Below are 22,830 nucleotides of genomic sequence, written 5' to 3'. Positions count from 1 at the left end.
TTAGGGCTTTACATGAGGAGAATCAAGAAGGCGTCCGTTCTCACATCCCACCTGCAATCCCTTCTCGCAGCTCTGCTTAAAAAGCTCTCTAGCCCTATCTTGATTAAGCTCTACGCCTCTGCCTTCTGCATAGAGAATCCCTAAGTTATTACACCCCTTCTCATAGCCATTTTGGCAAGCCTTTTCGTGAAGCTGAGCGGCTTTTTTGTAATCCTTGGCCACTCCCTTGCCCGAAGCATGGAGCAGCCCAAGATTATCGCAACCCATGGCTAGGCCTCCATTGCAGGCTTTTTGGTAATGTTCGCTCGCCTTTTTATAATCTCGATCCACACCCCGCCCCTCGTTATAGAGGAAGCCTAGATTATTGCAGGCATAGAGATTCCCGCTTTGGCAAGCTCGACTATAGAGCTCGCTCGCCTTCTGATAATCTTGAGCCACTCCTGAGCCATTGGCATAGAGAAGCCCTAAACTATTGCAAGCGATATCATCATCCGCTTTACACGCTTTTTCATATAGCTCTTTGGCTCTATTAATATCTTGCTTAACATCAACCCCTTTGATGTAAAGCACGCCGAGGTTATAGCACGCTGAGGAGAAGTCCGCCTTACAAGCCTTCTCATAAAGCCCTATCGCTTTTTTCACATCCTTAACGACATTTCCGCTTCCCTCCTCATAAAGCACACCGAGGTTATAGCACCCCGAAGCCTTACCTTCATTGCACGCTTTTTCGTAGATCTCGACTAGTTTTTGATGGTCGCCCCCCTCTTTGGCTTCCATTCCCTCTTTGATGAATCCCGCCTGAAGCGTTGCAAGGGCGAGGGCTGAGAGGATGACTATTTTCAATTTCATTTAGATTCCTTTAAAGAGGTTTGAGCGTGCTTTTTAAGGGTAGCGATTTGATAGATCACTCCACCAAAAAAGAGAAGCACCCCCAAAGAGAACCAAAGCATCTCGTCTTTGGCAATCACAAAAGCAACAATTAGAATCGATAGAAGAGTGGGCACCTCATTGTATGCACGAAAAAACTGCCCATCATGCAGAGTTGGATTGGAGAGAAGCTTCACACGATAATACTCCATGCTAAAGGAGAAGAGGGTGAGTAGCACCAAAACAGCAAGCTTTAGCCACATCCAAGACTGCTCCAAAAGAGCGTTATTGAGGATAATCATCCCCACACCGCTCCCTAGGCTCGCCCAAAAAGCGGGTAGTCCAATATATTTATAAAGCTTATACTCTTGGATCTTCACCACCTCCACAAAGCCCTCATTTTCATAATGCTCCCTGTGATAGACGTAGAGTCTTGGCTGATAGAACATCACTGCCATCCATGACATCACTGCCATCACATGAAGAATCAAGAGATAGGTATAAAGCATCACACCTCCTTAGATAGAGTTTTCAAATCGTCCCCACTTTTCGGCGTCGATAGGCCAAGGCAGAAAGCACTCCGATGCACAAGATCACACCATACACCTCCAAGGGAATCGCAGGAGTTTCTCCTGAGGCTGCGTAGGAGTGCATGCCAGTGAGATAGAAATTGACCCCAAAATAGGTCATGAGAATCGATCCAAACCCCACCACCGAAGCAAGGGAGAAGGAGAAGATCGAATAGATCTTGGGGACAAATCGCATATGAAGAATCAGCGCATACACGAGAATCGAGACATACGACCAAGTCTCTTTGGGATCCCACCCCCAATACCTGCCCCACGACTCATTCGCCCAAATTCCCCCAAAAAAGTTCCCTATCGTGAGCAAGCTAAGCCCGATAATAAGGCTGATCTCATTGATCGCTGCTAACGCACGAATCTGCGCATTGAAACGCGCCTCATTGGAAGAATTTTTGAACGCCATAATCAAAAGGCTCATCAAACCCAAAAGAGCGCCCAATCCCAAAAACCCATAGCTTGCCGTGATGACGGAGACATGGATGCTGAGCCAGTAAGATTTCAGCACAGGAACAAGGTTAGTGATTTGGGGATTGACAAAGCTCATGTGAGCCACCAGCATGACGATTCCCGCCAAAATAGCCGCGGCCGAGAGCGAAAGAATAGAGCGACGAAACACCACCATCCCCGCTAATGCTGCCGACCATCCAATATAGACCATCGATTCATACGAATCGCTCCAAGGCGCATGCCCTGAGACATACCAACGAAGCGCGAGCGCGAAAGTGTGCACCACCAAAAGCACTCCCAAAAGATAGACCACCGCTCTCTCCGCTCCTATCCATCGCCGATTCGCAAACAAAAAGAGGATCGCCACACCAAACGCTCCCAATCCTACGAGAAAATAGAAGGGAATCAATCTCTTAAAAAGGGCTAGCTGGTTATAGAGCACTTCGGCTTGGATTTGTAAAGAGGAGGGGAGTATCTCCTGCGCATGCTCCCTTTGATAGGCTTTGATCTGCTCTAAGGCTCCCTTAGCGCTCTCCCATTGATTCTTTGAGATTCCCTCCTGAAGTCCTTCAAAATAGGCACTCAAAAGCGCTCTAGTCTCTAGGGGGATTTGAGAATTCCCAAAAGCCTCACTTGCATCCACCCATCGACGATTCTCGTCTTGCGGGAGAGGCAAGAATCTAAAAAGCACTCCTTTGAAGGTGAGATAGGCGATGTTGAGTCTCTCATCGGTCTTAATAAGATCATTCTCAAATACGCCCCTCTTGGATTGAGGCTTTTGATTGGCAAAATTGACCGCTTGAGCCAGCTTATAAGCCCCTTTTTCATCAAAGGCTTGGGCAAAGGTCATATAGCGACTCTCCTCTGGAAGGGAGAGTATCGCTTTGATCTGCTTGTTGGTCACCTTCACCAAAGGAATCTCTTGCCACAAATCAGGGCTGGTGATCATGCCCAAGACCAACTGCTCTGCACTCAACCCATAGAGTGAGCTTTGGGTTGTGAGCTTATTGACAATCTCCAAAGCCTCCGTGCTCATGGGCTTGATTCGCCCTTGCTGATCTTGCACCAAAAGAGTTCCAAAGGCTTCTTTGGCGTGCTCTAGGGTGTTTTGCCGAAGGGATTTCATATAAAAATCTTCCGCCCAAAGCTTGCCCCCATCAAGGGACAAAAAGATAGCTATCCACAAAAGCTGCGACTTTTGCAGGTAGGATTTAAGATAGAGGAATCGGCTTCCTTGGGTGAAAAAATTGAGCACAAAACCCGTGCACAAAAGAAAATAACCCAAATAGGTAGGCCATTTTCCAGGATCTCTATTCACCTCTAGAACCGTTCCCTTCTCATCAAGATCATAGGAGGATTGAAAAAAGGTGTAGCCCTCAAAATGAAGGGGGTGATTCATGAAGATTCGATAGGGAAAAAGGCTCTCTCCGCGAGTCGTCATCACCTCCACCTCGCTCGCGTAAGAGGAGGGGCTTTTAGAGCCGGGGTAGCGCTCTAGCTGAAACTCATTGAGTTTGAGCGCAAAAGGCAAAGAGAGCACCTTGGAGCCCCAAACAAACGCCACCTCCAAATCATCAAACGAGAGATATTCAGGCTCTTCAATCCATCCAGCACCGCCTTGAAGTTTCAAGATTCGTTCCTCTTTGCCATAGCGAGCCTTGATCCAAAGCGTGGCCAGCTCTCCTTTGGCGTCGAAGTGATAGTCTTCATAGGTGAGAACCAAATCTTGGCCATCGATTCTCTCTCGAAACAAAAAGTCATTGCTTCCCAGCTGCCCAAGCGTGAGCGGGTAACTGAAGCGTTGCCCCTTGGCTTCGACCTGCAGATAGGGAAGAACACTAATCATCTCTTTTTCGCTCTTGCCCTCTCGAATATGAATGATTCCTTCATAGCCAAAATAGCGAGTCAATCCAGCCCCAATCAATATCACCACAAAGGCGATATGAACCAAAAAAGCCCCTAGGCGTCTCCACATCCTCGCCCTGTAGATGAGTCCTGCCATAGAGAGGGTGAGCAGAATCATCACCGCCTCATACCACTTTGCCTCATAGACGAGATGCTTGGCGCTTTGGGTGTCATAATAGCTCTCCACAAAAGTGGCCAGCGCCCCACCCATAGCCAAAAGAGCCAGCAATACAAGAATCGCTGGATACGAAAACAGTAAACCCGCGCCTTTTTTGATCCATTGTTTCAAAGGATTCTCCTATAGGGCAAAGGTCTGACCCGCGTATAAGATAAAGAGTCTCAAAGAGAGCACACCAACGACGCTAGAGATTCCTGAGAGATAAAAGCTCGCATGAGAGGAAGCGACCTTTTTGCCTAGGGCAAAATTAAGCACCAAAGGCACCCCAAAGCCAATCCCTACAACCCCAATCCAAAGAAGCCCCGCGTAAGCTCCCTCAAAAAATGCAGGGGCACTGCTTTTGCCCATCTGCGTGCCAAGCACTAGAGAGACAAAAAGCATGAATAAAAAGAGTATTTCCGCCGCCATGACTGGCCACTCGATGGCATGAAGTGTCTTTAGATCGCTAGAGTGGGTCTCCTCCTTGAAGAAAAAGGCAGCAACCACGCTAGAAAACGCTGTTCCTGCTGAAAGACCCGAAGCGACAAAGAGCGCAGGAAGAATCGCTGTGTTTAGGAGAGGGAATCGCACCAATACCGAGATCAAAAATCCCGTGTAGGCGCAAACAGTCAGCGCTAGCAAAAATGTCATCGCCTCTAAAGGCTTCCGTAGAGACCGAAGAAGGGGATAGATTCTTACCAAAGGCGCTAGAGGACTCCTCTGAAGCCACGGAGTGATGATCGATTCAAAGACGATCGCCACCATCAAGAAACTAAGAGGGATATAAAAGCAGAGCGCCAACACCCCAATAGACATCACCGAAGAGAAGTTATAGTGAATCAAAATCTTCCAAAAATAGAGGGGTTTCTCTAAATCACCCACCAAAAAGATCATCCCTAGGGCGATAGTGGCAAAAGAGACCAAAGAGGCTGCCTTCAAAAGAGGGGTCTCCTCTTTCTGCCCTTTATAGTATCGAAGCGCCAGCGCCACAATCATTGCACCCCCTGAGATACCCGCCAACAACAAATAGACCCCAATAGGCCATCCCCACTCCACTCCATGCGAGAATCCAACGGTAAATTCAATCGCTTCATTCATGGCTAAACTCCTACTTTCACAACAGGTATGTAGCGCAAGCTGGGTTTGGTGCCAAAAAATGGCTTCATGCGCACCGAATCTTTGACCCCTAAAATCTGATTGATATAGGAATCTTTGTCATTGAGATCGCCAAAGACGAGCGCTTTGTATTTACAGGCTTGAACGCACGCGGGCTCCTCATTTTTGGCCAGCTTAGTGCCAAGACAGAAATTGCAATTCTCCGCTGCCTTGGTCTCATGATTGATGAATCGAACATCATAGGGACACGCCACGATGCAATATTTGCAAGCGATGCAATCCTCAGGATTCATTGTGACGATTCCTGTTTGTTCATCTTTATGACAAGCCTTGGTTGGACAGACCGAAACGCATGGTGCATCCTCGCACTGCTGGCAGGAGACACGAGTGTATCGCTTCTCCATTGGAGTCTCGGGGTTAGTTTTGTTTTGCACATAGAGTCTAGCTTGCCCCTGCGGAACACTATTGACCTTTTTACACATCACCTCGCACTCCGTGCATCCCACGCACTTGTTTTGGTCAAATACCATCCCATAATGAGGCTTCTCTCCTACAGATTCCACCTCTTGATTGGCCCTCACCCCTGAGAGCGCCGAACCCACCACCGCGGTGCCCGCTCCTATATATTTCAAAAATAGTCTTCTTCTGCCATCCTGTTCCATTCTCTTCTTCCCCTTTTATATGCAGCTATGAACCTTCTAGCCTTTGATGGGCTTTTTCCCCATTTCTTCAACCTCTTTTTTGACCTCATCGCTAAGCGGTTTGGCACTATCAGCTAGCTCGCCAGGCTTGAGCACCTTCAAAAGCTCCACCTCAAAAACCACTGTTGAGCCCGCAGGAATCGCTTGGACATCCGCATTGCCATACGCCAGATCACTAGGAATCACCAATCTAGCCTTCTCGCCCTCCTTCATAAGCATGAGCCCCTCTTGCAAACCATCAATCACATTGACCATGGAGAGATGGGCAGGGGTTTGACGCTCATAGGTGCTATCAAAGGGTGTCCCATCCACAAGAGTCCCTTTGTAGTGAATCATGACAATGCTCTCTTTCTTGGGTCTCTCCCCTTTACCAGCGACCAATTCTTCATATTGAAGGCCTGTCTTGGTGGTGAGAACTTTTTTGTTTTTGGCGTTGTTGGCGAGATACTTTTTGCCCTCTTTGAGCCTCTGATCAAGCTGTTGTTTAAATCTCTCTTGGCTGATTTTGTTCAAACCCTCGGCTCGATTGTTAAGATGCGTGATGATCTCATCATCAGAGAGTTTTTGCTGTTTTTTCAAAGCATCCACAAACCCATCAATCAACGCTTGGACATCCGCCTTAGCGCCGAGCTGAGATTGCTCAAAAAGTTGATTGGAGACATAAGCGCCCATGGACGCTCCAATGCTATACGATTCTTTTTGCACATCTGTTTTCAGATCACTTGCGATTCCTTGAGAAACCAAACAGGCCAACAGAAACAACCCAACAGAGATTTTTTTAACGCTCATCTAATACCCCTTTCACTCAAAACCATCAATATAAGACCAAGGGAGTTCTCCCTTGGTCTATCTCATCGCCTCAAAGCGACACCTTTGGCCTTAAAGGCTCTTTTTCATGATTCTCTGCGCTTCATTGATATACTCAACCGCGGCATCAAGTCGCTGTTTAGTGTATTTAAATCCGTGCATACCCCATGATCCATCTTTTTCAATCAAATCCACTGTATCTTGAGCTTTTTCGATCAGTTCGTAAACTCTTGTTTTATCGGAGGGGGCGAGTTTTTTGACCTCAAGCAAAGAGTAGAGTCCTTGGATTCCCACTTTGACCTGAGTGAACTTATCTTTAACAGGCGTTTGCCATCCCATCACTTCGTTATAGACCTGTTTTTGATCTTTGAAGTGAAGTGTCTCTTTGAGTTCAGAGACGACAGGACTATGGCAGCCTTTGGCCTCGGCTTGATCTTTATCCGCCCATGTGGTGCGAGCGCACGCCCACATCAAATCAACAAAGTTTCGGCCCTCTTCGTTCCTTTCAAAGTGCCAATCTTTGCCATCTCGCGGATCTTTAGAGGTAGAACCAGCGACAAGCGACTTGCGTGCAGGATCGACATCGATCTTCCAAATGTGCGCTCTTCGTTGCGTGTCAAATCCCGCTTGGTCTTGGAATTGGATCGCATAGAAGTTTTCGCAACTCATCATGAAAGGCATATGGCAGCTTGCGCAACTGTTTTTGCTGTGCGTGTCCGCCTTGGACTGAATATAAGCCTGCTCTTTGTGGCAATCTGTGCACTCTTTTTTGAGCTTTGGCTTGCTATAGAGCGAGCTTAGATAGCCTTGTTCGGAGTTATAGCTCACGCCTTTGATTCCCTTCTCGCCCGTGACATTACCTGTAACATCATGAGGATCGTGGCAAGTGGCGCATCGCATTCCTTTTTCATAGTGTGCGGTAAAGTAGGTCTGTGAGCCTTCACTGCCGCATCCTGGTCCCATGGATTTGAATTTAGAGCTGAGCGCTAAATCGGGTTTACCCGCATTAAGAGGGTTGTTCCTCATCAAATCAGGACTATAGCTGAATCGTTGGTGACAGCGTTCGCAGTTAGAGATAAGCAAACCTGAACCCCCTTCGAGGTGACCGCCAGCACCATGACACTCTTCGCAAGAGACACCCTTGGAAATGGTGTGTTTTTGGAGCTCTTTGGCGTTTCCAAGGGCCGCGTAAAACTCACTTTCGTTTTTAAAGTCAAACTTCCAAGGGTGGCACACTTCGCAATAGGAGGTGGAGGCTTGGAATGACATTGATTTTTTATATTTAGCCGCGTAAGAAGCCAAACCTCTCACATAGCCACCATTATCACCGTACTCTTCAAGAGTGACGGGAAAATCAGGAACCCACTTTTTGATCTTTTTCGCTACCTCTGGAGAGAGATTGAGCGCCCAAGTTCGCTGCCATTGGTTTCCACCCGCGACAATTTGACCTGTTCCATTTTTAAGGAGTCCTCCTTCGACATGATAGGTGCCTCGAAGAAGCCATGCGTCAAAGAATCCAAACTTTGTTCTTATATGCCCTACAGTACAATAGACGACATCAGGCGTAATGCCTTGAGGAAGAATCGAAGCCGTGTCCTTGTCAAAGACGGGATCATTAAGCTTGTTGTTCACCTCGGGGTGTTCGCCTGGGAAACGAATCGTGGTGGCGTGTCGCGACCTGCTCCAGGTCTCATACTGCGCAGGGTGGCACTCACCACACTTTTCAGGCCCGATGAATTTATTGGGATATTGAAGAGTCGAGTTTCGAGCCACTCTATACATCATAGAGCTAAAACCTTCGCCGCCGCTTCGTTTGGAAGCTTTAGAGAAGTCATTTCCCCTTCCCTCTTCAATCCACTCTTCGCCACGGTCTTTCACGACCAACTTGCCCACCGTCTTGCCACCGTATTTGGTGAAAATAGGGTGATTCTTAAAGAGCCAGTCATACATGGCTTGCTCTTCGACTATGTAGTCTTGCAGAGAGATGACTCCCCTGCTCTCCTTGGTTCCTTTGGGATGAGCGATAATCTCTCGTGCCTCCTTGGTCATCTGCATTCCCTCCATCGCCACCGCATGAGTCGCGGCGATCGAAAGAGTTGAAACACACATGAACAGACTCAGCAACGCTTTGTCCCAATATTTCATGTTTCCTCCTTTCAAAACACTCCAGCCTGACAACATAAAGCATTGACCAGCAGTGAATGCTTCACCTGAGATGGTAACGAGAAAAGAGGGGGGAATAAGGGGAAAAGTGTTAAATGAATATTAAGAGAAGGAATTAAATGAGAGAGTGAAACAGACTCCATCAGCCGTATTTTTGGCCTCCAAGAGGGCGTGATTCTTCTCAGCCACTTTTTGGCTCATATAGAGTCCCAATCCGCTGCCTGATTCTTTGGTGGTGAAGTAGGGTTCAAAAATATGTTCCAAAACGCTCTCTTGAATTAAACCTGCATTGTTGCTGATAGAGATCGTCGCCACGCCCTCTGAGACAAACGCTCGGATAAGCACACGGCGATTCTTCTGGGGGCTCTCCAAAAAGGCTTCCTTGGCGTTATTGATAATATTGATCATCACCTGTGCAATCTCATTTGGGTAGCCCTCAAGTCTAAAATTCTTCTCTATCTTCACCTCAACCTCAATGCCAAATTTTTCCAGCGAGACACTCAAAAGTCTTTTGGATTGTCCAATCACCTCTTGGGCGCTAAAGAGTTTTTTCTCTTTCTGGGGGCGGAAAAAATCCCTAAAATCATCAATCGTGCTCGACATAAAGACTAGCTGCTCATTGGCCTCTTGAATTTTGCGCGAAAGCTTCTCATGGGTGAGCTTTTCCTTTTCACTATAGAGCTCTAGATTGACCAAGATCGAACCCACCTGCGCCAAGGGCTGCCGCCACTGATGGGAAATATTCCCGATCATCTCCCCCATGGAGGCGAGGCGATTTTGGCTGATCATGAGCATTTGAGTCTTCTCCTCCAGCTCTCGATCTTTTTTGTGTATCTTGTAAATGAACAAGACAAAAAGCGTAAACACGACAAACATCGCCGTCCCGCCAACCACAAACTCTTTGGTGTGGTAGGTCAAAATACTCCAAACGGGAATCTTAAATGAGATCATGGCGATCACCTCTCCAACCTTGCTCTCAAAGAGCCCTAGATTAGGGTATTGCTCCAACATTCCCTTGGGAGCATTCGAGGCGATATGACACTTCGAGCAAGAAGGATGAGAGTTGCGAATGGGCAAGCCTACAAAAAAATAGGAGGTTCCCTCTTCTTGGATGATTTTTGAATACTCCTTGTACTTTCCCTCTTTAAAATCATCCAAGATTCTCTTCTCAAAGACGCTTCCCTCATGCTCAGGATTAAGAGGATTGTGCGCGGTGAGGCTATAGTCATAGTTGATGTTTTTCTTGGCACGCTGAATATTGTAGATCTCTCGGGCAATATAGGAGGAGGAGAGCAGTCTTGGATCAAAAAAGTCAGGGTCTAATCCATGCTTCTCTTTGAGCTCCTCAACCAAAGGACGCTGAATGATCGAGACGTAATCCCTGATCGCGTTCATGGTATCCAAAACAAAGACTGCCTCTTGTCTAGCGTCTTTGAGTGCAAGCTCTCGATAGAAGTTAAAAAAAAGGAGGGTCACCACTCCATAAAGAATCACAAAAGAGCCAATGATAATCTTGAAGTTATACCTCAAAGAGATATCCGATTCCATAGAGATTCTTAATAAAAGAGTTGTCGATTTTTTTACGCAGCTCCTTCACGATGGACTTGATTGCCTCCTTGGTGGGTTGTTCAAACTCCCACATATACTCAGATATCTGCTCATAGGTGATGGTCTGATTGGCGTGTCTTAAAAAATATTCAAGAAGTCGGCTCTCGCTTTTTGGAGAGATAGACCATCTCCCCCTTACAGGTCATGGCCTTGCGGCAAAAGTCGTAACTGTGCAGGGGGGAGATTTGAAAGAGAGGATGGTAGTCCATGAGCTCCAAAGCAACCTCTTCAAGAGCTTTGATCAGGCTGTTTTTATCATAAGGCTTGGTCAAATATCGGGTGATTTTAAGCTCCACGGCGCGCCAAAGATACTCCTGCTCTTTATGGGCTGAGAGAATGACAATGGGGGTTTTTTTGTTAAATTGACGGACTCTTTTGAGCACTTCGAGTCCATCTAGATGAGGAATCGAAATATCAAAAATAAAGACATCGTATGTGTCACACATGGCTTGTTCAAGCGCCTCAAAGCCATCTTTTGCGCCTGAGACTTTATCAAAGAAGAGCTCTAGCGTCTCCATCAAATTGGAGCGAATCACCTCCTCATCTTCGACACAAAGCACCTTTTTGTCTGATAAAATTTCCAAATAATTGCATTCAGCCATGATTATGGATTCCCTCTGCCTTCCCAAAAACTCCTAAAAATATCTTAACACAAAAATAACTAAAGAGAATAGTTGTGTCCCTCTTTCTTGATGTTCAAACCTTTGAGGAATCGTGTGCTACACTAGAAAAAGAGTACTTTTAAAGGAGCTAGCATGACCAAAAGCAGTGCAATAATCATTGGAATCTTTCTTTTTGCTGGACTTTTAGGGCTTGGTTACACCCTAGGAAACAGCCTCCTTACCCTCAAGGGAATGGAGCGCACCGTGAGCGTGAAGGGACTCTCTGAGCGTGAAGTCAAAGCTGATATTGCTATTTGGCCTATTCAGTATGTCCGCCTTGGCAATGACCTAGCCACGCTCTACACCGAACTAGAGCGCGACAGGGCGCGTATTGAGGCATTTTTGATCAGCGAGGGCTTCCGAGCTGAAGAGATGAGCCTAGGCGCCCCCTCCATTATCGACAAACTCAGTCACGAATATGGGGGTGGCGAGAAGATCTCTTTCCGCTATGTCGCCTCCCAAACCCTCTCGCTCTACACCCCCTCAGTCGATCTAGTGCGCTCTAGCGCCGCCAAGCTCTCTGATTTAGGAAAACAAGGGGTTGTCCTGCGCGTGGGAGAGTATGAGAATCAGATTGAATATCTCTACACTAAGCTCAACGAAATTAAGCCCGCCATGATCGAAGAGGCAACGCTTAGTGCGCGCGCTTCGGCGCAAAAATTTGCCGAAGATTCCAAAAGTCGCCTAGGCAAGATCAAATCCGCCAGCCAAGGGCAGTTCACCATCGGAAATCGAGACAAAAACACCCCCTATATCAAAAGCGTGAGGGTGGTTTCCACCATCGAGTACTATTTGGACGACTAAGCCCTCCCTTGGGACGCCAAACCCCTCCTGCTCCCCTTTTGGAGCCAATCATTTGAGGAGCATCCTCTGGAGATACGAGGGCTTAATAGATAAAAGCGGGAAAATGGGTTGAGGGGGGGAATCGCTATTTAGATTTTGATTAAAGTTGATTTCGGATTGAAAAGAATTAAATAAAGTGAAGAAGAGTGGCTCCGGATGCAGGATTCGAACCTGCGACCAAGCGGTTAACAGCCGCCTACTCTACCGCTGAGCTAATCCGGAACATGAAGCTCATTTGTTAAGAGGCTGGAATTATATTGAAATTCCCCTCATCTGTCAAGAGCTAGTGCCTCTTTAGCGAGGCTAGCGCGCCCTAAAAAAGATCACACCCCCCGCCTCTTGGCGCTCAATTTTCCCCTCATCTAGAAGCTCTTGCCAAAGGAGTTTGGATTCCTCTTCTAGCAACCTCTCCACATCCTCTTGACTCCAAGGACGCTTTTTGAGGGTGTTGAGGATCTCCTCCTTGGAAAATCTTTGCCTCAATGAGCCCTCTTCGCTTTGACGCTTGGCGATAAAGAGATTGAGCCCCTCAAAAGCACTGGCTAGCTCCTCTAGCTTTTGAGGCGAGACTCCCTCGACTTTATAGGCGGGCGGACGATCGATGGTGCTTAGATCGACACGACTAGGCGCGATCTCTTTTAGTACCCTAGCGATCGCTCTTGCCTCCTCTGGGCTATCATTCACCCCTTTGACAAAAAGCACTTCAGCAATGAGATCACCTCGATATCGACTTCTAAAGCCCTTGATTCCTTGGATGATTTGCGAAATAGAGAGGGAGTCATGGGCTCGATCCACACGCTTAAACGCCCTAGCGCTCACCGCATCCAGCGAAAATTTGACCATGTCAAACTCCAAAAGCGCCTCTTGCACCTCTGGCTCTCCAAACCTTGAGCCATTGCTAAGAATGAGCGTCTTGGCGCTATGAGGAAGAGCGTTTATTCCTCGGATAAGAGGCAAAAGAGCGGGATAGAGGGTCGGCTCGCCATTAGCCGTGACCGTGATCACATCGGGTTTGTAGCGAGGAAGCGCTTCTCTTAGCTCCTCTAAAATCTCCTCAACCTTCGCCACCTCTCCCATCGAATCGGTCGCTTTTTTACCCTCTAGCTCGCAGTAGAGGCAGTCAAAATTGCACTGTTTGGCGCCAGGTGAGAGATCGATTCCCAAAGAGAGCCCAAAACGCCTAGAGAGGATTGGACCAAAGAGGTAGCGCCCCATCGTCCTAGCGTGTCTCCAAATAGCGGCCTAGCCCTAGTTTTGTCCAATCTTTCTGCTCCTCTAAAAAGCTAGAGTAGCTCTCCCACGCCTTCTTGAAATCGGGATTTTTGGCGCTCTCCTCGGCGACCACCTCGCCAAGAGCCTTTTTGCACGCCGCCATCACATCTGCAGGGAAAGTCTTCACCTCGACTCCCTGCTTGAGAAGATCTCTCATCGCAGGGGCGTTTCTAGCTTGGGACTCAGCGGTCATGCGAACATTCGCGTCTTGTGAGGCCACCTCGATGATGGCTTGATATTCTGGGGGCAACCCTGCCCATGATTTAGTGTTAAAAACAAACTCCGCCGTGCTGGCTGGCTCATGCCATGCGGTGTAGTAGTATTTGGCCACTTTATGGAATCCAACGCTAAGATCAAGCGCTGGAGCGACCCATTCGCTCGCATCAATGACATTTCGCTCTAAAGCCAAATAGATCTCTCCTCCTGCCATCATGACCGTATTCACCCCAAGTTTAGAAAGGATTTGCGCACCAAGACCAGGGATTCTCATCTTAAGCCCCTTGAGGTCGGCCAGCTTTTCGACAGGCTTTTTGAACCATCCACCCATCTGAATTCCCGTGTTGCCTCCCAAAAGAGGATAGACATTGTATTTGGCTCCTAGCTCTCTCCAGAGTTCCAAACCTCCACCAAAGCGCATCCAAGCCAGCATCTCATTATCCACCATACCAAAAGGCGTCCCCGCAAAAACAGAAAAGGCGCTATTCTTTCCACTCCAATAGTAGGTGGCGGAGTGATAGAGGTCGATCTGTCCTGCGCTCACTGCATCAAAGACCCCCAAGGGAGGCACAAGGGAGCCTGCGTGATAGATTTTGATCTCCATCGCTCCCCCACTCATCTCTCCCACGCGCTTGGCAAAATAGTCCGCCGTGCTTTGGAGAATCGGCATACTTGCAGGCCAGCTAGTGGCCATCTTAAGACGGATTTTTTTACCGCTAGAGGCGCTGGCTACCGCAGGAATCGCCGCTGTGGCCAGGGCTGCTTTTTGGATAAACTCTCTTCTTTTCATCTTCACTCCTTAATTGATAAATTTAATAGACGATCACCGCTGGAAAAGCGACCACGATTCCAAGCAAAAGGAGCTGCAGCAAAATAAAGGGTACCGCTCCTTGATAGATAGCAGAGGTCTTAAGCTTATCCCCCACTGCTCCTTTGAGATAGAAGAGGGCAAAGCCAAAAGGAGGCGTGAGAAAAGAGGTTTGTAAATTGATCGCCAAAAGCATCGCAAACCAAATAGGATCGATTCCAAAATGCCCCACCAGAGGGACAAACAGCGGCACAACCACAAAACAGATTTCAATAAAATCGATAAAGAATCCAAGCAGAAAGACCACCCCCATCGCCACCCAAATAAACGCCCAAGGGGAGCCTAGATGATCGCTGAAAAAATCAAAGATTAGATCACCTCCCCCTGCATCATTAAAAACCAGCGTGAAAGCGCTCGCTCCAATAAGAATCGCAAAGATCATTCCTGAAAAGACCACCGTCTGAATCGCCGCATACCTAAGTAGCTCCAACGAAAAAGAGCGCAAAAAAAGCGTGAGAAGAATCGAGCCCATCGCCCCTAATGCGGCTGCTTCTGTGGGGGTCACCACCCCCAAAAAGATTCCTCCAAGCACGATGATAATCAGTCCAATAGGAGGAAGGGAGGTTTGAAGCGTCTCTAGAATCACACCCCTAAGAGACTCTCCCTCCTCGCCCTTTAAAGCGGGGGCTAGAGCGGGCTTTAAAAACGCCAGTGCCAAAATAAAAAACACATAGAAGAGCACCAAGATAAGGCTCGGCACAATCGCCGCCGCAAAAAGATCGCCCACGGAGACCTGCATCACATCCCCTAGTAAAATCAGTACAATAGAAGGAGGGATGATCTGCCCCAGTGTTCCACTCGCTGCGACCACGCCCGAGGAGAGAGCAGGAGAGTAGCCACTCTTTAGCATCGCGGGCACGGCAATGACCCCCATCATAACCACACTTGCCCCCACTACTCCTGTGCTAGCGGCCAGGAGCACTCCCACCGCCACTACTCCAATAGCCATTCCTCCGCGAATCGACCCAAAAAGTCGGCCAATATTGCGAAGCAACTTCTCCGCCATGCCGCTCTTCTCCAGCACCAACCCCATGAAAATAAAAAGGGGCATTGCCATCAAAGTGGCGTTACTCATAATTCCATAGATTCGAGAAGGAAGGAGCGAAAGGATGGAAAGGCTCGCCTCAGGCGAGAGGAGTGCGACTAGCAAAGCCGCTCCCCCAAAGGCAAATGCCACGGGAATCCCGACGAAAAGGAAGAGGAACGCCACTACAAAAAGGAGAATCGAGGTCAACATGAAGATTCTTTGCGAAGAAGGATAGAGGCTTTGATCACCTCAGAAAGCGCCTGAAGCGCTACAAGGAAAAAGGCCAAAAGAGGCGCTGACTTGATAAGGAATCGATAGGGAAGCCCTCCGCTATCCGAAGATTCATTTTGAAGATAGCTCATGAGGGCAAAATCATAGCCATGCCAAATCACAAAGGCGCAAAAGGGGAGGACAAAAAGGAGGTTGCAGAGAATCCAAAGAACTCTTTTAGAGCGCTTGGAGTAGTGCTGATAGAAAAGATCAAGTCTCACATGTTTGTCGTGCTTGAGCGCGTAGGGAATCCCAAGCAAAAACATGAGCGCAAAGAGATGCCACTCTAGCTCTTGGAGACTCACCGAACCCATTTTAAAAAGATACCTTGAGAGTGCATCATAGAGCACCAAAAAGACAAGAGCAAACGCCAAAAAAGCGCTCGCCTTCCCCATCCACTGGGTCAACTTATCGCAGGCATAGGAGATCTTCTCCATCACCTCGCGCTCTTTTGTCGCACCATCTTCACCAACTCAATGGCGTTTTCTCTTGGCAAATCAGGCATCATGCCATGGCCTAAGTTGAAAACATGACCGCTCTCTTTGCCCATGATGGAGAGGATATGATCGACCCCCTCTTCCATTTTGGCGCGATCATAGAGTCTTGCAGGTTCCAAATTCCCCTGCAAAACATAACGATCGCCAAGCTTGGCTTTGGCCAAATCCATAGGCGTGCTCCAATCCACTCCAAAGACATCAAAATCACCCTCGATCTTATCCAAGAATCCAGCGATTCCCTTAGGGAAAAGCATCACGGGGATATGGGGATAGCGCGCCTTAACAAAAGAGGCGATCTCTTTCATGTATTCCCAGCTGAACTCAAAATAGACCGATTCCTCTAGTGCGGCCGCCCAAGAATCAAACACCATCACCGCATTCACACCCGCTTCAATCTGCTTAGCCAAATACCCTTTGAGTGCCTCGCTCACTTGGGCGAGAATTGCATGGAGAAGCTTTGGATCACTATAGAGCATCTTTTTGCTGTGTGCGTAGGTCTTGCTTCCCTCGCCCTCAATCATATAAGTGGCAAGCGTCCAAGGCGATCCGCAAAATCCAATCAACGCCTTCTCCTGGTGGAGACTTTCACGAATACGATGGATCGCCTCATAGACATATCCGAGGCGATTCTCCGCTCCCTCTTGAAGAAGCAAAAGATCTTTTTGAGTGCGAATTGTCTGAGAGAATCGCGGTCCTTCACCCTGATAGAAGCCAAGCTCTAGCCCCATCTCCATAGGCACGACCAAGATATCACTAAAGAGTATCGCTGCATCTACATCCAAAATCTCCACAGGCTGGAGAGTCACTTCACAGGCAAGCTCTGGATTCTTGCACAGGTCAAGGAAGCTTCCCGCTCGCTCTCGCGTCTGCATATACTCAGTGAGGTAGCGCCCTGCTTGACGCATCATCCAAATGGGGGTATAGGGAGTGGGCTGGCGCTTGCACGCATCAATAAAAATCATCTATTTGCCTTTAGAGGGTTTAGTGTTTGCCGTGGCTATCTTTATGAAGAAAGTAGAGTCCTAGCGCCAAAGCCAAGATGCTGATGGCGAAGTAGAGCATATCTAAGGAGGTGCTCATCTCCATGTGAAGCACGCGGTTAAAAAAGCTCACAATCAGCACCATCACAATCACTTTGGCGAGCTTGTCTTTGAGCTGATCGAGCGTGTGAATCTCCAAAATCTTCGACCCAATCTCCTCTTCGATAATATCGATTTTGGAGATAAAGAGCTCATAGAGCCCAAAGGCGAAGATGAGGAGCACCACGGCGATGAGATAGAGGTCTACCGCCATGATGATGTTGCTAAGAAGTATCTCGTGAATATCCGCATCAGGGGGCAAAAGCCCACGATAGTAGCTGATCGTCTTCATGGAGGCTTTGAAAATATCCATGCTCGCCACAAAAAAGAGTGCCACAGAGCCAAGGAGCGAAAGCACCACAGCAAAGATGACAAAGAGTCGGCTATTCCAAAGCAGTCGCTCGAAATACTTCCCCATGCGTTACTTCTCCCCCTCGATCTCTACCCATTTTTGGGCGATTCGCACGGCATTAGTCGCCGCTCCTACGCGAATCTGATCCGCCACACACCAGAGATGAAGAATCTTCTCATCGTAGATATCGTTGCGGATTCTTCCGACATAAGTCTCATCAGTGTCTGTGGCGATGGAGGGCATGGGGTATTTTTTCGCCAAGGGCTCATCCATCACTACCACGCTGGGAGCTTTGGAGAGAATTTCGCGCGCCTCTTTGGCGTCAGCACTGTTTTTAAAGCGAATCGTGATCGATTCACTATGGCTTCTTAGTACAGGAACTCGCACGCAAGTCGCACTCACAGCAAAGTGGCTATGCATGATTTTATTGGTCTCTTTGACCATCTTCATCTCCTCTTTGGTGTAACCATTCTCTTGGAACACATCAATATGAGGGATGAGATTGAGCGCGATTTGGTGAGCAAACACTTCGGGCTCACACTCTGAGAGAGTGAAATCAAAGAATTTTTGCATCTGATAGACAAGCTCTTCCATCCCTTTTTTGCCTGCGCCGCTTGTCGCTTGATAGGTGCTCACATCCACGCGCTCAATCTCAAAAGCATCGTGAAGGGGCTTGAGCACCTGCACCATCTGAATAGTGGAGCAGTTAGGGTTGGCGATGATTCCTCGCTTGCGCCAGAGGGCGATATCTTCGGGATTGACCTCTGGCACGACCAAAGGCACATCCTCATCCATTCGGAAATGGCTGGTGTTATCAATCACCACTGCGCCTGCTTGGGCGGCATAGGGGGCAAACTTCGCACTCACGCTGCCCCCAGCGCTAAAGAAGGCGATATCGACATGATGCTTCTCAAAAACCTCTTCGGTGAGCTCGACCACCTTATAGTTCTTGCCTGCAAACTGCACCTCAGCCCCCACGCTTCTAGCGCTCGCTAGAGGAAGGAGGTTTTCCACGGGGAAATTACGCTCTTCAAGGATTTTGAAAATCTCTTCTCCGACCGCTCCAGTGGCTCCAACAACGGCTACATTATATCGCTTCATGCCCTTTATCCTTTGAATAGTGATGATTGGATGGCGTATTTTGCCATTTTGTTTTTTAACATCTCTTCAGAGATGCCTAAAATTTGAGCTGACTCCTGAAGAGTCGAGGCAGAGAGTAGCACCTCTTGCAATAGATCGCGCTCCAGATTCTCGACTCTATTCCCTCCGCTCTCACGACTGCTCAAAAAGAGATCTTCACAGCTGATCTCCTCTCCTTCGCTCAAAATTGCCGCTCGCTCCACCACCGAGAGGAGCTCTCGAATATTTCCTGGCCACTCATAGCCCAAAAGCTCTCTCTGCGCGCTTGAGCTTAGGCTCTTTAGGTTCAGGTCATACTGCTCACACACCTTCTGAAGCCTCCAAGTGCAAAGAGGCATGATCTCCTCTCTTCGCTCTCTTAAGGGGGGAATCTTGACAGGAATGGTCTGCAAACGGAAAAAGAGATCCTCTCTGAACTCTCCTAGTCGTATCTTCTCTTTAATGTTGGCGTTCGTGGCTGCCACGACACGAAACTCCACTTTGATGGGCTTATGACTTCCCAGCCTCACCACCTCTTTCTCTTGCAAAACCCGTAAAATCTTTGCTTGCAAGCCTAGAGGCATCTCGCCAATCTCATCCAAAAAGAGTGTCCCGCCATTAGCCGCCTCAATCTTTCCTGCACGCCCCTCGGTGGCATCCGTGAACGCCCCCTTCTCGTATCCAAAGAGCTCCGATTCTAAGAGATTATCAGGAATTGCCGCCATATTGATGGCAATAAAGGGAGAGTTTTTCCTCGGCGAGAGGGCGTGAATATGAGAAGCAAACAGCTCTTTGCCCACGCCGCTCTCCCCCAAAAGAAGAATCGAAGCGTCCGTTAAAGCCGCCTTTTGGATGATCCTAAGCGCCCCCTCTAGAGCAGGCGAAGAGGCGATGAATGCGCCTTGGGCGGAGGCTGAAGTCGGAGAGCTTTTGGGTCGGCTCTTTTGAATCGCCTGCACTTTTTGACTGCGCCTAATCGCCCTCACGAGCGTCTCAATCTCAAAAGGCTTAGTGAGAAAATCCTTCACCCCTAGGCGAATCGATTCAATCGCCTTGTTAAGCGTTGCGTTCCCTGTGATAATGATCGCCTCATAACGCCCCTCCAGGCGCTCTAAAAACTCGATTCCATCCATGCCGGGCATATTGATGTCCGTGACAATAAGATCAATCGTCTCATCAAGCTTTTTGAGCGCATCCTTGGCGCTTTTAAAAGAGAGAATCTCAAACTCTGGATACTCGCCTAGAGCGATCTCCAAAGATTTGCGCATATTGATATCGTCTTCTACGATGGCGATTTTCATGGTCTTGGCGACTCTTTAGGGTTGGGGTTGGATGATTTTCATCATAACAAAACCATCTTTAAACTCCACTATCACGTGGGTTGGAGGAATCCAGAGGGTGGTTGTGGAGCGCGCTTGAAAAGAGCTTGCCGTGGTGTCATCCCTAAGCCCCACCCCTCGCTCAAAAAAACACTCCAGCACTTCAGCATGAGCGCTCCTCACCCTCCCTATCGCACGCCTCTCCTCTTCCTCGTCCACATCAATCACACACTCCCCTAGCACCTCATAGCGAGCAGGAATCACCATTGCTTTGGAGAATCGATAGCTCTCATTGATCACGAGACCGTCTTTGATGGCGATTTTGTAGGAGAAAATATAGGTCTCTGCCTCAAGAAAAAGAGGAAAAAAGAGAAAGGAGAGAAGGAGCCCAAGCCCCCTCTTAAAGGGGAATCTAGGCTTAGGCTTCAGGAGAGAGAAGTCCTTCATCGCTGGCCTCTTCTTCAGGATTCTCTTCTTTTGGACATCGCGCAATGGAGACCACTTTATCATCGCTCACATTCACGATAATAACTCCGCTAGTGTTTCTGCCCGCCTTGCGGATGGTCTGCATATCGACACGAATCATCTTGCCCGTGCTGGTGAGAAGCATCAAATCCATGCTCTCATCGACATTCACCACGCCCACAAGCTGACCCGTTTTAGGCGTGAGCTTCATCGCAATGACTCCCTTGCCGCCACGAGACTGCAAGCGATACTCTTCCGCTTCGGTGCGCTTGCCAATTCCCTTCTCACTCACCGTGAGTAGCTCCTCTTTCTCATCACCAATCGTGGTCGCGCCTGCCACATAATCCTCATCCTCTTTGAAGCGAATTCCCGTCACGCCGCGCGCCACTCGGCCAATCTCGCGAATATCCTCGACGGGGAAGCGGATGCACATTCCTTTGTAGGTCGCCACAAAGATCTCTTTAACATTGGAATCGATAATTCTAGCCGTCACAAGCTCATCATTGTCATCCAAATTAATCGCCCTGATTCCAACGCTTCGAATATTTTTGAATTCGCTCAGATTGCTTCGCTTCACGATACCATTTTTAGTGAAGAACATGAGCGACTTATCCTCATTGAAATCTTGAGTGGTGATGGTCGCCATGATCTTCTCATCCGCTCCAATCTGAATGAGGTTGACCACCGCCTTGCCAATGGCCGTTCGCCCCGCCTCAGGAATCCGATAGACTTTGAGCCAGTAGAGCTGCCCTTTGTCAGTGATAAAGAGAATCGTGTCATGGGTATTGGAGACAAAGAAGCTCTCAATGAAGTCATCATCATGGGTATTGCCAGAGATTTTGCCTTTGCCGCCACGATTTTGCTTCTCGTAGGAGCGCAGAGGAACGCGCTTGACATAACCTCGATGACTCATGGTGACCACGGTGGGCTCATTGGGGATGAGGTCTTCAATATCAATACTCTCATAATCCTCTTCAATGGTAGTCTTTCGCTTAGTGGAAAATTTCTCCCGAATCTCGATGAGCTCTTGCTTGATGATCTCATTGAGCTTCTCTTCGCTACGAAGAATCGCCGTGAGTCGTTCGATCTCTTTGAGGAGCTCTTGATATTCATTCTCGATCTTTTCCCGCTCTAGCCCCGTGAGTCGCTGAAGGCGCATATCCAAAATGGCTTGAGATTGAATCTCGCTAAGCCCAAAGCGCGCCATCAACCCCTCTTTAGCCTCCTTGGCATCGCTAGAGGCTCGAATAAGGGAAACGATCTCATCAATATGATCCAGCGCGATTCTAAGCCCCTCTAGGATATGAGCGCGCGCCTTAGCCTTCTCCAGCTCAAAAATCGTTCGGCGGATGACCACGGTTTTGCGGTGGTTGAGGAAGAGATTGAGCAGCTCTAGGAGCGTGAAGATTTTGGGCTCTTTGTTGTGAATCGCCAGCAAAATGATTCCAAAGGTGGTCTCCATCGCGGTGGATTTAAAGAGGTGGTTGAGGACAATCTCGCTCATGGCGTCTTTTTTGAGCTCAATGACGACCCGAATCCCTTCCCTGTCGCTCTCATCACGCACTTCGGCGATTCCTTCAATCACCTTCTCTTTGGCGAGCTCGGCGATCTGCTCCACAAGTCTGGCTTTGTTAGTCTGGTAGGGGACCTCATCAATGACGATGACATCTTTGGTTTTGTTCTTCTCGATATGAGTCTTAGCACGCACCCTGATTCGTCCTCGACCCGTGCGGTAGGCTTCGATAATCCCCTGCTTGCCATAGATGATTCCTCCCGTGGGGAAATCAGGACCCTCAACAAAGCCCATCAAATCCTCAAGCTCGGCTTGAGGATGATCAATCAAGTGGATAAGCGCCTCGACCACTTCATCTAAACGGTGCGGAGGGATGTTGGTCGCCATCCCTACGGCGATTCCATTGGAGCCGTTGACAAGGAGGTTAGGAATACGGCTAGGAAGCACATCGGGCTCTTTGAGCGTGTCATCATAGTTGGAGACAAAATCGACCGTCTCTTTTTCAATATCTCGAAGAATCTCTTCGCTTGCCTGCGTCATGCGCGCCTCGGTGTATCGCATCGCCGCGGCGTTATCCCCATCGATAGAGCCAAAGTTTCCCTGCCCATCGACGAGCTCAAGTCGCATGGAGAAATCCTGAGCCATCCGCACCAACGCGTCATAGACCGCTGTATCTCCGTGAGGGTGATACTTACCGATCACATCTCCCACGATTCTCGCGCTCTTTTTGTAGGCTGCCCTAGCGCCCACGCCTAGCTCATGCATCGCGTAAAGGATTCTTCGGTGGACGGGCTTGAGGCCATCTCTCGCATCAGGGAGGGCTCGCCCCACGATGACGCTCATGGAGTAGTCTAGGTAGCTCTCCTTGACGGAATCCTCAATATTGACCTCTTTGATGTCCTCGTTATTGCTCAGCAAATCGCTCATCCACAGCTCCCTGTTTGATAGTGCTTTATATGATTCTTAGATTTTA

Annotated in this window: 21 protein-coding genes and 1 tRNA gene; 1 reads left to right on the top strand and 21 read right to left on the bottom strand. The window is 48.5% G+C overall.

The genetic code is table 11. The features are described 5' to 3' along the window. From WS_RS01910 to WS_RS01870, 10 genes are all read right to left on the bottom strand, one after another. Positions 1-849 (bottom strand): tetratricopeptide repeat protein, encoded by an 849-nt coding sequence (locus WS_RS01910; protein ID WP_011138332.1) that lies wholly within the window; start codon positions 847-849, stop codon positions 1-3. Further along, entirely contained in the window at positions 846-1,376 is a 531-nt protein-coding gene (locus WS_RS01905; RefSeq protein ID WP_041571693.1) for a CopD family protein, read from the bottom strand. The genes WS_RS01910 and WS_RS01905 overlap by 4 nt, the downstream gene beginning before the upstream one ends. Before the next feature lie 22 nt (positions 1,377-1,398). Next, positions 1,399-4,092: a cytochrome c biogenesis protein CcsA gene (locus WS_RS01900; protein WP_011138330.1), complete on the bottom strand. Its 2,694-nt coding sequence runs from the start codon at positions 4,090-4,092 to the stop codon at positions 1,399-1,401. A gap of 9 nt (positions 4,093-4,101) precedes the next feature. Next, positions 4,102-5,058, bottom strand: a complete 957-nt coding sequence (gene nrfD / locus WS_RS01895) for an NrfD/PsrC family molybdoenzyme membrane anchor subunit (RefSeq protein ID WP_011138329.1) — start codon at positions 5,056-5,058, stop codon at positions 4,102-4,104. 2 nt (positions 5,059-5,060) lie between these two features. Continuing rightward, positions 5,061-5,738, bottom strand: a complete 678-nt coding sequence (locus tag WS_RS01890; protein ID WP_011138328.1) for a 4Fe-4S dicluster domain-containing protein — start codon at positions 5,736-5,738, stop codon at positions 5,061-5,063. Positions 5,739-5,774: 36 nt separating this feature from the next. Next, positions 5,775-6,566: an FKBP-type peptidyl-prolyl cis-trans isomerase gene (locus WS_RS01885; RefSeq protein WP_011138327.1), complete on the bottom strand. Its 792-nt coding sequence runs from the start codon at positions 6,564-6,566 to the stop codon at positions 5,775-5,777. Between the two features lie 90 nt (positions 6,567-6,656). Then, a complete protein-coding gene (locus WS_RS01880) occupies positions 6,657-8,729 on the bottom strand; it encodes a cytochrome c (protein WP_041571692.1) in 2,073 nt (690 codons plus the stop codon). A gap of 120 nt (positions 8,730-8,849) precedes the next feature. Further along, positions 8,850-10,295, bottom strand: coding sequence for an ATP-binding protein (locus tag WS_RS01875; RefSeq protein ID WP_011138325.1), 1,446 nt, complete (start codon positions 10,293-10,295; stop codon positions 8,850-8,852). Next, positions 10,267-10,416: a helix-turn-helix domain-containing protein gene (locus WS_RS11270; RefSeq protein ID WP_331852779.1), complete on the bottom strand. Its 150-nt coding sequence runs from the start codon at positions 10,414-10,416 to the stop codon at positions 10,267-10,269. Before WS_RS11270 ends, WS_RS01875 begins: the two co-directional genes overlap by 29 nt. A 28-nt stretch (positions 10,417-10,444) precedes the next feature. Beyond that, positions 10,445-10,957 carry a response regulator gene (locus tag WS_RS01870; protein ID WP_011138324.1) on the bottom strand — a complete coding sequence of 171 codons (513 nt, stop codon included), beginning with the start codon at positions 10,955-10,957 and terminating at the stop codon, positions 10,445-10,447. A gap of 153 nt (positions 10,958-11,110) precedes the next feature. On the opposite strand from WS_RS01870, the gene WS_RS01865 reads away from it, so the two are divergent. After that, complete coding sequence (locus tag WS_RS01865) at positions 11,111-11,821, top strand: SIMPL domain-containing protein (protein WP_011138323.1); 711 nt, start codon at positions 11,111-11,113, stop codon at positions 11,819-11,821. Positions 11,822-12,007: 186 nt separating this feature from the next. Here the strand turns inward: WS_RS01865 and WS_RS01860 are convergent. The 11 genes from WS_RS01860 to gyrA form a co-directional block, all read right to left on the bottom strand. After that, positions 12,008-12,082: transfer RNA gene (locus WS_RS01860), tRNA-Asn, on the bottom strand. A gap of 81 nt (positions 12,083-12,163) precedes the next feature. After that, positions 12,164-13,075: a radical SAM protein gene (locus tag WS_RS01855; protein WP_011138322.1), complete on the bottom strand. Its 912-nt coding sequence runs from the start codon at positions 13,073-13,075 to the stop codon at positions 12,164-12,166. 4 nt (positions 13,076-13,079) lie between these two features. Continuing rightward, positions 13,080-14,138 carry a TRAP transporter substrate-binding protein gene (locus tag WS_RS01850; RefSeq protein ID WP_011138321.1) on the bottom strand — a complete coding sequence of 353 codons (1,059 nt, stop codon included), beginning with the start codon at positions 14,136-14,138 and terminating at the stop codon, positions 13,080-13,082. 22 nt (positions 14,139-14,160) lie between these two features. Then, on the bottom strand, positions 14,161-15,453 hold the full coding sequence (locus WS_RS01845) for a TRAP transporter large permease (protein WP_011138320.1): 1,293 nt from the start codon (positions 15,451-15,453) through the stop codon (positions 14,161-14,163). Continuing rightward, complete coding sequence (locus WS_RS01840) at positions 15,447-15,950, bottom strand: TRAP transporter small permease subunit (RefSeq protein ID WP_011138319.1); 504 nt, start codon at positions 15,948-15,950, stop codon at positions 15,447-15,449. Before WS_RS01840 ends, WS_RS01845 begins: the two co-directional genes overlap by 7 nt. Further along, positions 15,950-16,972 carry a uroporphyrinogen decarboxylase gene (gene hemE / locus WS_RS01835; protein ID WP_011138318.1) on the bottom strand — a complete coding sequence of 341 codons (1,023 nt, stop codon included), beginning with the start codon at positions 16,970-16,972 and terminating at the stop codon, positions 15,950-15,952. The genes WS_RS01840 and hemE overlap by 1 nt, the downstream gene beginning before the upstream one ends. 19 nt (positions 16,973-16,991) lie before the next feature. Beyond that, entirely contained in the window at positions 16,992-17,507 is a 516-nt protein-coding gene (locus tag WS_RS01830; RefSeq protein WP_011138317.1) for a YqhA family protein, read from the bottom strand. Positions 17,508-17,510: 3 nt separating this feature from the next. Next, positions 17,511-18,542: an aspartate-semialdehyde dehydrogenase gene (locus WS_RS01825; RefSeq protein WP_011138316.1), complete on the bottom strand. Its 1,032-nt coding sequence runs from the start codon at positions 18,540-18,542 to the stop codon at positions 17,511-17,513. Positions 18,543-18,547: 5 nt separating this feature from the next. Then, positions 18,548-19,861, bottom strand: coding sequence for a sigma-54-dependent transcriptional regulator (locus WS_RS01820; protein WP_011138315.1), 1,314 nt, complete (start codon positions 19,859-19,861; stop codon positions 18,548-18,550). 15 nt (positions 19,862-19,876) lie between these two features. After that, on the bottom strand, positions 19,877-20,326 hold the full coding sequence (locus WS_RS01815) for a hypothetical protein (RefSeq protein ID WP_011138314.1): 450 nt from the start codon (positions 20,324-20,326) through the stop codon (positions 19,877-19,879). After that, complete coding sequence (gyrA, locus tag WS_RS01810) at positions 20,298-22,784, bottom strand: DNA gyrase subunit A (protein WP_011138313.1); 2,487 nt, start codon at positions 22,782-22,784, stop codon at positions 20,298-20,300. The genes WS_RS01815 and gyrA overlap by 29 nt, the downstream gene beginning before the upstream one ends. Positions 22,785-22,830 lie beyond the last annotated feature (46 nt).

The organism is Wolinella succinogenes DSM 1740, from assembly GCF_000196135.1.
GTDB lineage: Bacteria > Campylobacterota > Campylobacteria > Campylobacterales > Helicobacteraceae > Wolinella > Wolinella succinogenes.
Note: the sequence above shows the minus strand (reverse complement) of the source record. Positions and strands in the feature narration are given on the sequence as shown.